Source organism: Propionispira arboris (assembly GCF_900109225.1).
Classification (GTDB): Bacteria; Bacillota; Negativicutes; order Selenomonadales; family Selenomonadaceae; genus Propionispira; species Propionispira arboris.
Genome location: NZ_FNZK01000028.1, coordinates 24,912 through 33,829, shown reverse-complemented (window position 1 = coordinate 33,829; position 8,918 = coordinate 24,912). Strand labels below are relative to the sequence as shown.

At 39.7% G+C, this 8,918-nt stretch carries 8 protein-coding genes, 3 tRNA genes and 1 rRNA gene; all 12 read left to right on the top strand.

The window, feature by feature from the left end; all coding sequences use genetic code 11:
• Positions 1-109, top strand: a 5S ribosomal RNA gene (rrf, locus tag BMY14_RS19575); the annotation flags it as partial.
• Positions 110-136: 27 nt separating this feature from the next.
• Positions 137-212: transfer RNA gene (locus tag BMY14_RS19570), tRNA-His, on the top strand.
• A gap of 6 nt (positions 213-218) precedes the next feature.
• A tRNA-Trp gene (locus tag BMY14_RS19565) sits at positions 219-294 on the top strand.
• 25 nt (positions 295-319) lie between these two features.
• Positions 320-408, top strand: a tRNA-Ser gene (locus BMY14_RS19560).
• A gap of 657 nt (positions 409-1,065) precedes the next feature.
• Complete coding sequence (locus tag BMY14_RS19555) at positions 1,066-2,157, top strand: hydrogenase small subunit (protein ID WP_033368418.1); 1,092 nt, start codon at positions 1,066-1,068, stop codon at positions 2,155-2,157.
• Positions 2,157-4,067: a nickel-dependent hydrogenase large subunit gene (locus BMY14_RS19550; RefSeq protein ID WP_091835704.1), complete on the top strand. Its 1,911-nt coding sequence runs from the start codon at positions 2,157-2,159 to the stop codon at positions 4,065-4,067. The genes BMY14_RS19555 and BMY14_RS19550 overlap by 1 nt, the downstream gene beginning before the upstream one ends.
• Positions 4,068-4,146: 79 nt before the next feature.
• The gene (cybH, locus tag BMY14_RS19545) at positions 4,147-4,863 is read left to right on the top strand and encodes a Ni/Fe-hydrogenase, b-type cytochrome subunit (RefSeq protein WP_091835702.1); all 717 of its coding nucleotides are present in this window, start codon (positions 4,147-4,149) and stop codon (positions 4,861-4,863) included.
• A gap of 21 nt (positions 4,864-4,884) precedes the next feature.
• Positions 4,885-5,127 (top strand): hypothetical protein, encoded by a 243-nt coding sequence (locus tag BMY14_RS19540; protein WP_091835699.1) that lies wholly within the window; start codon positions 4,885-4,887, stop codon positions 5,125-5,127.
• Positions 5,128-5,167: 40 nt separating this feature from the next.
• On the top strand, positions 5,168-5,509 hold the full coding sequence (hypA, locus tag BMY14_RS19535) for a hydrogenase maturation nickel metallochaperone HypA (RefSeq protein ID WP_091835696.1): 342 nt from the start codon (positions 5,168-5,170) through the stop codon (positions 5,507-5,509).
• Positions 5,509-6,186, top strand: a complete 678-nt coding sequence (gene hypB / locus BMY14_RS19530) for a hydrogenase nickel incorporation protein HypB (RefSeq protein ID WP_091835693.1) — start codon at positions 5,509-5,511, stop codon at positions 6,184-6,186. Before hypA ends, hypB begins: the two co-directional genes overlap by 1 nt.
• Positions 6,183-6,683 (top strand): HyaD/HybD family hydrogenase maturation endopeptidase, encoded by a 501-nt coding sequence (locus tag BMY14_RS19525; protein WP_091835690.1) that lies wholly within the window; start codon positions 6,183-6,185, stop codon positions 6,681-6,683. Before hypB ends, BMY14_RS19525 begins: the two co-directional genes overlap by 4 nt.
• Positions 6,680-8,917, top strand: a complete 2,238-nt coding sequence (hypF, locus tag BMY14_RS19520; RefSeq protein ID WP_091835687.1) for a carbamoyltransferase HypF — start codon at positions 6,680-6,682, stop codon at positions 8,915-8,917. The genes BMY14_RS19525 and hypF overlap by 4 nt, the downstream gene beginning before the upstream one ends.
• The last annotated feature ends 1 nt before the right edge of the window (position 8,918 follow it).

Below are 8,918 nucleotides of genomic sequence, written 5' to 3'. Positions count from 1 at the left end.
TGATAGCCAAGTGGACCCACCTGTTCCCATACCGAACACAGTAGTTAAGCACTTGAACGTCGAAAGTACTTGGGTGGAAACGCCCTGGGAGGATAGAAAATTGCTGGTTGCAAGTCATTTTTGACTTTGAATCATGGTGGTTGTGGTGAAGTGGTTAACACGCCGGATTGTGGCTCCGGTATTCGAGGGTTCGATTCCCTTCAGTCACCCCATATTCTAGGGGCATAGCTCAATTGGTAGAGTAGTGGTCTCCAAAACCATTGGTTGAGGGTTCAAGTCCTTCTGCCCCTGCCATTAAAAATGAATAGTTTTTATCTGCGGAGTGGTACTCAAGTGGCTGAAGAGGACGGTTTGCTAAATCGTTAGACGCGCAAGCGTGCGAGAGTTCGAACCTCTCCCACTCCGCCATTTAATTTAATCATTAATAGGTGTACAACCTATATAGAAAACACATACAAAATATTTTGTATGTGTTTTTTTGTGCTCAATTTTATATAGAAATTAAACAATATTTTATGAGTAATGGAATATATACTATGGTCTTTATAGAAATGAATAGATTCTTGTTAAAAATAGATGCGTATAATATAATTATATTATACTATTAGATTATGTACTAAAGTATTATAATTAATTAAAAATTGTCAGTCTGTAAAAAGTACACAAAATTAATTAATTCTTTTTACTAGACGAATAAAGGAAATGATATTCGCAGATTCGTTATGAACATATTATTAAAAGTTATAATATGAGTATGCAATTATAAGTCTAGATTTTTCTTTTGATTCGGTATATAATGGAATAAAATTTAATATTGTATTATTTTAGTTTTGTTTTATATGTACGGAAGAGTAAGTTGTTTTCACAAAGTGATTACTTTTATTTACAAGAACGATGGCAAATAGGTAATCTGAAATAAAATATAAATAGCTTCTTTACTTTGTTAAGGAAGCTTTTATAGTATTTAAATACCTTCATGAAAATACCTGAAAGGCAGGCGATGTAAAGATTGAATGAGATTTTATCTGTAGTTGCATTTGCAGACGAGGACAGAAGAGGAGGGTTATAGTGAAGAGAGAATCAATGTGGGAAGTCTACCTGAGAAAGGGCATGAATCGTCGTAGTTTTATCAAATCATGTGTTGCACTTACCAGTATTTTAGGGCTTAGTACAGATATGTTGTCAACCGTGGTGGCAGCAGCAGAAAAAAATGCTTTACCGGTTGTTATATGGCTTCATGGGCATGAATGTACGGGTTGTGATGAGTCATTTTTAAGATCGGAAACACCACTTACGTCAGATGTTGTATTAAATATGATTTCTTTGGAATACAGCCATGCACTAAGTGCATCCGCAGGGGAACCATTCGAAGCACATCTGCATGAAATTATGGAACAGTTTAAGGGAAAATATATTTTAGCAGTCGAAGGTGCCGTCGCGACAGCCGACAATGGAATTTACTGCATGACTGGGGGCAGACCTTTTGTCGAAGTGGTCAAAGAAGTAGCGAAAAATGCAGCAGCTATTATTGAATATGGATCTTGTGCTACCTGGGGAGGAATTCAGGCTGCAAAACCAAATCCGACTGGATCGGTTAGTGTAACAGATGTGGTTGGGAATAAACCTATTGTCAAAGTTCCAGGCTGCCCACCAATACCGGAAGTTATGACGGGTGTTATTATGCATTATGCATTATTTGGTCAATTACCGCCACTCGATAGTGAAGGCCGACCAAAACAATTTTTTGCGAATCGTATTCATGATACGTGTTATCGTCGTCCTTTTTTTGATGCAGGAATGTTTGCGGAAAAATTTGACGATGCTGGCTCGAAAGCAGGCTGGTGTTTATATAAATTGGGCTGTCGTGGACCAGAAACATATAACTCGTGTGGTAATATGAGATGGTGGAACGGTTTGTCCTATCCAATTCAATCAGGTCATGGTTGTATTGGTTGTAGTAACCCTAACTTTTGGGATGATGCACCGTTTTATAACCGTCTGCCGTCCTATGAACCAGTAGGTGATATCGATAAAGTTGGCGCAGCCGTGGCTGGGTTGACTGTTGCTGGTGTAGCAGTTCATGCAGTTGCATCTGTTATACAAAAGAAAAAACATCAGGCGGATGGAAATAAACCTGAAGATAAGAAGGTGGATTGATGAAACGAGTCGTAGTCGACCCGGTAACCCGTATTGAAGGGCATTTAAGGGTAGAGGTAAAGCTAGATGAAACTACAGGAAAAGTAGAAGACGCACTGTCCAGCGGCACAGCCTGGCGCGGATTAGAGCTTATTATGAATGATCGGGATCCACGTGATGCCTGGGCATTTATTCAAAGAATTTGTGGTGTATGTACGACGGCACATGCGTTATCTTCATTACGCGCAGTAGAAGATGCGTTGCAAATCGAAATTCCGCGTAATGCGAATTATATAAGAAATATCATGGCTGCTTCACAATCCGTACAAGATCATGTGATCCATTTTTACCACTTGCATGCCTTGGACTGGGTCAGCCCTGTTTCGGCATTAAAGGCAGATCCAGCGGCAACGGCAGCTTTACAAAATACAATTTTAGAAACATATAAATTACCATTTGCAGGTCCTGTTGAATTTGATACGAATGCTTATCCGAAAGAATTTCCAAAGTCAACAACTGTATATTTCAAAGCAATGCAAGATAAAATTAAAAAAATCGTTGAAAGCGGTCAATTGGGTATTTTTGCTGCTCAGTGGTGGGATCATCCTGATTATGACATTTTGCCGCCAGAAGTACATCTTATGGCAGTTGCACATTATCTGGAAATGTTAGACAAACAACGTGACATTGTGACATCACATGTTGTATTTGGTGGTAAAAATCCACATCCACACTATGTAGTTGGTGGAATGTCATGTTCGATCTCGATGAATGATATGAATGCACCAGTCAACACGGAGCGACTTGCAGTCGTTGATCGTTCTATTAACACGACAATAGATTTGGTGAATTATTTCTACGTACCAGATATTTTAGCTATCGGACAATTGTATGTGCAAAAAGGTTATATCGATGGCGGCGGCTTGGCCAAAGAACGTGTTATTGGCTTTGGCGACTATCCTGAAGATACTTTTTCAGGAACGACCAATGGAAGCTTCCACAAAAACTTGTTGCTGCGTTCCAACGGTATCGTTGAAAACTTTTCCAAGGGCGTAGAAGCAGCGACTTTCTATGAGTTTAAACCAGAAGATTTATCAGATCCGGATGTTTTGAATGAGGGGGTTGAACACTCTTGGTATAAATATCCAGATGCAGAAGGAAAAGATTTGCATCCATGGGATGGTGTAACAAAAGCGAATTATACCGGCCCAAAAGAAGGTACGAAGACAAATTGGAAAACATTAGATGAAGAAGGAAAATATTCTTGGCTTAAAACGCCAAAATGGCGAGGAAAAATGGCAGAAGTTGGTCCGCTAGCTCGTTATATTATTGTATATACCAAGATGAAAAAAGGTTTATTGCCAGAACCTACCTGGGTCGAAAAAATGATTGTTGATCAAATTGAAGCTGTATCCAAAGTCTTGAATCTGAAACCAGAAGTATGGATGACAACGATGGTCGGACGGACGGCGGTGCGTGGTTTGGAAGCGCAGGTTCACGCGTATATTGGTAAATATTTCTTTGATAAATTAGTTAAAAATATTAAATCTGGTGATACTGCTGTTGCCAACATGACAAAATGGGATCCTTCAACTTGGCCAAAAGAATGCAAAGGTGTGGGACTATATGAAGCACCACGTGGTGCATTGAGTCATTGGGTTGTAATTAAAAATGGGAAAATAAGCAATTATCAAGCGGTTGTTCCAACTACTTGGAATGCATGCCCACGTGATGGAAAAGCCGGTCATGGTGCTTATGAAATGGCTATGATGGATACAAAAGTTAAGATTGCTGATAAACCATTGGAAATTTTGAAAGTAGTTCGTTCCTTTGACCCATGTATGGCTTGTGCAACGCATTTATATAATGCTGCGGGTAAAAAATTGCGGGTAGTAACGACCGATCCGTATCTTGGAACAAAAACCGAATGAAGGGTTTGCAGAATTTTTTACAACCAAATATCAGGAAAGGAAAAGCTGCGAGTCAGACTTGTAGCCGGGAGCAACTGTCATGAGTGAAAATTATCGAAAGGTATATTATATATTTAGCCCATTTTTACGTATTTTTCACTGGATTATGGTACTTTGTATTATTACTCTTTTTTTCACTGGATTATATATTACTAAACCGATATCGGGTGGTGTAAATGGAGAACCAACTTTTGGTGCTATGGTTTTGTCATTGAATATGATCCGCAATATACATTTTTTAGCAGCCTTTACGTTGACGGCTTCCTTTATTTTGAAAATTTATGGCTTTATTGTAAATAAAGGTGATCGTTTATTTCCGCGCGTATGGGAAAAGAGCTTTTGGCTGTGTATGATGGATGTTTCTCTTCATTATATGTTGATTCAGCCAACACATAAGTCATATTTGCGTAATTCATTGGCGAGAATGTCTTATGTTGCTTTGTATTTGATGATTTTGGTTGAAATATTAACGGGCTTTGCTATGTATTTGATGGTAAATCCAAATGGTATGGGTGCTTTTTTATTTGGTTGGATTAATCCAATGGTTGGTGGTGAGTTTACGGTTCACTTGATTCATCATTATGTGGCGTGGTTGATTGTTTTATCGGCCATTGGTCATGTATATATGGTAATTAGATCCGAATTTATGGAAGGCGAAGGTGAAGTTTCGAGTATGTTTTCCGGGGTGAAGGCGTTGAGTCATGAACCGGTTGATATTGGTGAAATTATTGATAAAAAAACAGACACTGTAAAATAATGTAGTTGTAGGAGGTATTTTATGTGTAAGGAATGTGGCTGCTCGGCACAAAGCAGTAATACCAAAATTCAGTTTTTTGTAAAAGGCTATAAAGAAGATACTGTGGATGAAGTAGAACGTACTTTATTGGGGCTGCCAGGAGTGTATCATGTACATATCCATGCCCATGATGGCGAAACGACGATTGATTATAATCCAGCAAAAACAAGATTATCAGAAATAACAGCAATTTTCTCTGAACATGGGTTAGATGCCGTTATTTAAAAAGAACAGCCGGGCATAAGCCCGGCTGTGGAGGTTTTATATGCATGAAATGGCAATAGCAGAGGGGATTTTAGATATTGTTTTAGATTATGCAGCACGTAATCAGGCAACGAAGGTAACTAAAATTCAGCTGCTTTTGGGGGAAATGAGTGGAGTCGAAACGGATGCTTTGCAATTTTGCTTTGAAGCATTGTCAAAAAAGACACTGGCGGAAGGTACAAATCTTACATTGCATAGAGTACCACTTATGGGGCATTGCAAAGATTGTGATGCCACGACCCAGATAGAACGATATCGATTTTTGTGTCCGCATTGTGATTCGGCAAATTTGGAAATTGTGTCGGGGAGAGAACTTCAAGTAGAGTTTTTGGAGGTAGAGTGATGGAAATTCAGGTGATGGAAGATATTTTAGGGAAAAATGATCAGATCGCCATGGAAAACCAGGTTCTGTTCAAAAAAGAAGGTATTTTTGTCCTGAATTTATTGGGTTCACCAGGTTCAGGCAAAACATCTTTGTTAGAAAAAACCATGGCAGCGCTAAAAGATGAAATACATATGGCGGTTATTGAAGGCGATTTATTTACTTCAAAAGATGCGGATCGTATTGCACAATATGGTGTACCAGTTATACAAATCAATACAAGCGGTGGATGCCATCTGGATGCATTGATGGTGCAAAAAGTATTGCAAAAATTAGATTTAGTCAATTTAGACCTGTTAATTATTGAAAATGTTGGTAATCTTGTTTGTCCAGCAGAATTTAATATAGGTGAAGATTCAAAAGCAGTGGTTTTGAGTATCACGGAAGGCGATGATAAACCATTGAAGTACCCGTTGATTTTTAAAGAATCTGCTATTGTCGTATTAAATAAAGTAGACCTCCTGCCTTATACAAATTTTGATATGGCAGCAGCGCAAAATGATATTACGAGCATTCATCCGCAAATCAATGTTCTAGAAGTTTCCTGCCAGAAAGAAACTGGACTTCTTGCCTGGTATGATTGGCTGCGCAGCAAAACAGCGGCGAAAAAAGCGTTGTGTACGGAGGGGGAAACATGAGCGACATTACCTTGTTAGGAATTGGCAATATTATATTGAAAGATGAAGGCTTTGGGGTATGGACGATTGATAAAATGCAAAAGCGTTATGAATTTCCAGAACAAGTACAGCTTTTAGATGGTGGTACACTCGGGCTGGAATTGATGCGTTTTGTTAGTGGATCGAAAAAAATGCTCGTTATTGATGCAATCAATGGCAATGGAAAACCGGGGGATTTTTTCTTTTTTACCGGTAATCAGGTACAAGCGTATTTTCAAGAAAAGATATCCATGCATGAATTGGGAATTCAAGATGTATTGTCTGCATTGCAAGTGGTAGATGAACCAATTGATGAGGTTATTGTTATGGGAGTGCAGCCATTTGTTGTTTCTCCCGGAATAGAAATGACTCCGGAAATGGATGCAGTTGTCGATAAGACCATTGAAATTGTTTTGGATCAATTGAAAAAGTGGGATATTATCCCTACTTTAAGGAAAGCAGAAAGTCTAACTGTATGAAGCGGGTCGGTATTCGTGTTAAGGGTATTGTTCAAGGGGTAGGTTTTCGTCCTTTTGTTTATCGTTTAGCCAAAAATTTTGGCTTGCATGGCTGGATATTAAATGATGAACAAGGTGTTCTGATTGAAATTCAGGGAACGGAAATTGCTTTGGAAAATTTTTTGAAAGATTTGCCTGTTAAAGCTCCGGCCATGGCTAAAATTGAAGAGATTGTAACTAATTTTATAGCATTGCAGGGAGACGAGGCTTTTATAATTAAAGAGAGCATCTCATCTGCTGATAGAGCAACTTTTATCTCGCCAGATATTGCGACGTGTTCAGACTGTCGCCACGATCTGAGTCATCCGGAAAATCGTCGTTTTGGTTATGCATTCACAAATTGTACGAATTGCGGTCCGCGATATTCGATTATTAAAGACGTTCCCTATGATCGTCCGCAGACAACGATGGAGCCTTTTTTGATGTGTAAGTCCTGTCAGTCAGAATATGATAATCCGGATGATCGGCGATTTCATGCTCAGCCGAATGCCTGCCAAAAGTGTGGACCGTTATATGCACTTTTAGATCACAGTGGAAATGAAATGGCTGTGACGGATCCATTGAAAATGGCACATTCGTTTATAAAGCAGGGGTCAATTTTGGCCGTTAAAGGAATTGGCGGATATCATTTAGCTTGTGATGCAAAAAATTCGTTCGCTGTTAGATCCTTAAGAACTCGTAAGATTCGTGAGGATAAACCATTTGCTGTTATGTGTGGTAGTATAGAAGCGGTTCGCCGAATTTGTTTTTTGTCAACAGAAGAAGAGATCTTATTGACTGGACCAATTGGTCCGATTGTTTTATTGCAAAAAAGAGCAGTCGAGACTTTGGCTGATGATATTGCAGGCGGAAATCCGTATCTTGGGGTGATGCTTCCTTATGCTCCAGTACATTTCTTGCTTTTGGACCCGGATGATGTTTGGGTCATGACAAGTGGAAATCAAAGTGCAGAACCAATTATTTATAAAGATGATGAGGTATATCCAAAATTAAAAGGTATTGCGGATTATTTTTTAGTTCATAATCGTGAAATCCATTGCCGTGTTGATGACTCAGTTGTAAGGGTATTTCGCAAACGGCCCTATTTATTGCGGCGCAGCCGTGGGTTCGCGCCAGCACCTATACATTTGCATAAAGATGGTCTGTCTGTGCTTGCCTGTGGTGGTGAGGCCAAAAATACTTTTTGCTTGACGAAGGGGAGGGAAGCTTTCGTCAGTGAACATATCGGTGATTTGGAAAATCAACAGACATTGTTATCTTACCAAAAATTGATCGAACATTATCGGCGTTTGTTTGGTATTGATCCTGAAGTTGTCGTTTGTGATCTGCATCCCGAATATTTATCAACAAAATATGCCAAACAACTTGCTATACCATCAATGGGGGTTCAACATCATTATGCACATATTGTCTCAGTTCTTGCCGAGCATAATGTTAACGATCCAGTAATCGGGGTTGCCTTTGATGGTACGGGGTATGGTGATGATGGAACGTTATGGGGCGGCGAATTTTTGCTGGCAGACTGCCATAGTTATGAGCGTTTGGCACATTGTTCCTATTTGCCCCTGCCTGGCGGAGAAAAGGCAGTTCGGCAGCCTTGGCGCCAGGCTGTATGGATTTTACAGGAGCTTTATGGGGTGGATTTTTCATCACATAAAGCCAATCGAATTAAAAATATACCAAATGGCTGGAAACTGCTGCTGCAAGCCACAGCGAAAGGCATTAATGCCCCCTTATCATCAAGTGCTGGACGTCTGTTTGATACAGCTGCGGCACTTCTAGGCTTACGGCTCTATAATAATTATGAAGGGCAGGCGGCCATAGAACTGGAAATGGCTGCACATGGTGCTGTTGGGGAAATTTTACCTTATGATATTACTTCGACAAATGAACTTGATTTCAGACCAACCTTCGCCGCATTGACGAATCGTCAGGCAGCAATTGGAGATTTAGCAGCAGCTTTTCATACAACGATGGCGGATGCAATTGTTGTGATGATTCGGCGTTTGCATAAAATGACGGGGGTATCAACGGTTGCTTTAAGCGGAGGCGTATTTCAAAATATGACATTATTACAGCAAGTGATTCGTATGTTGGAAATAGATTTTACTGTTTTGCTTAATCGACAAATTCCTCCCAATGATGGAGGATTGTCTTTAGGGCAGGCGGTGGTTGCACGAGAAAGGAGGCGTTAAA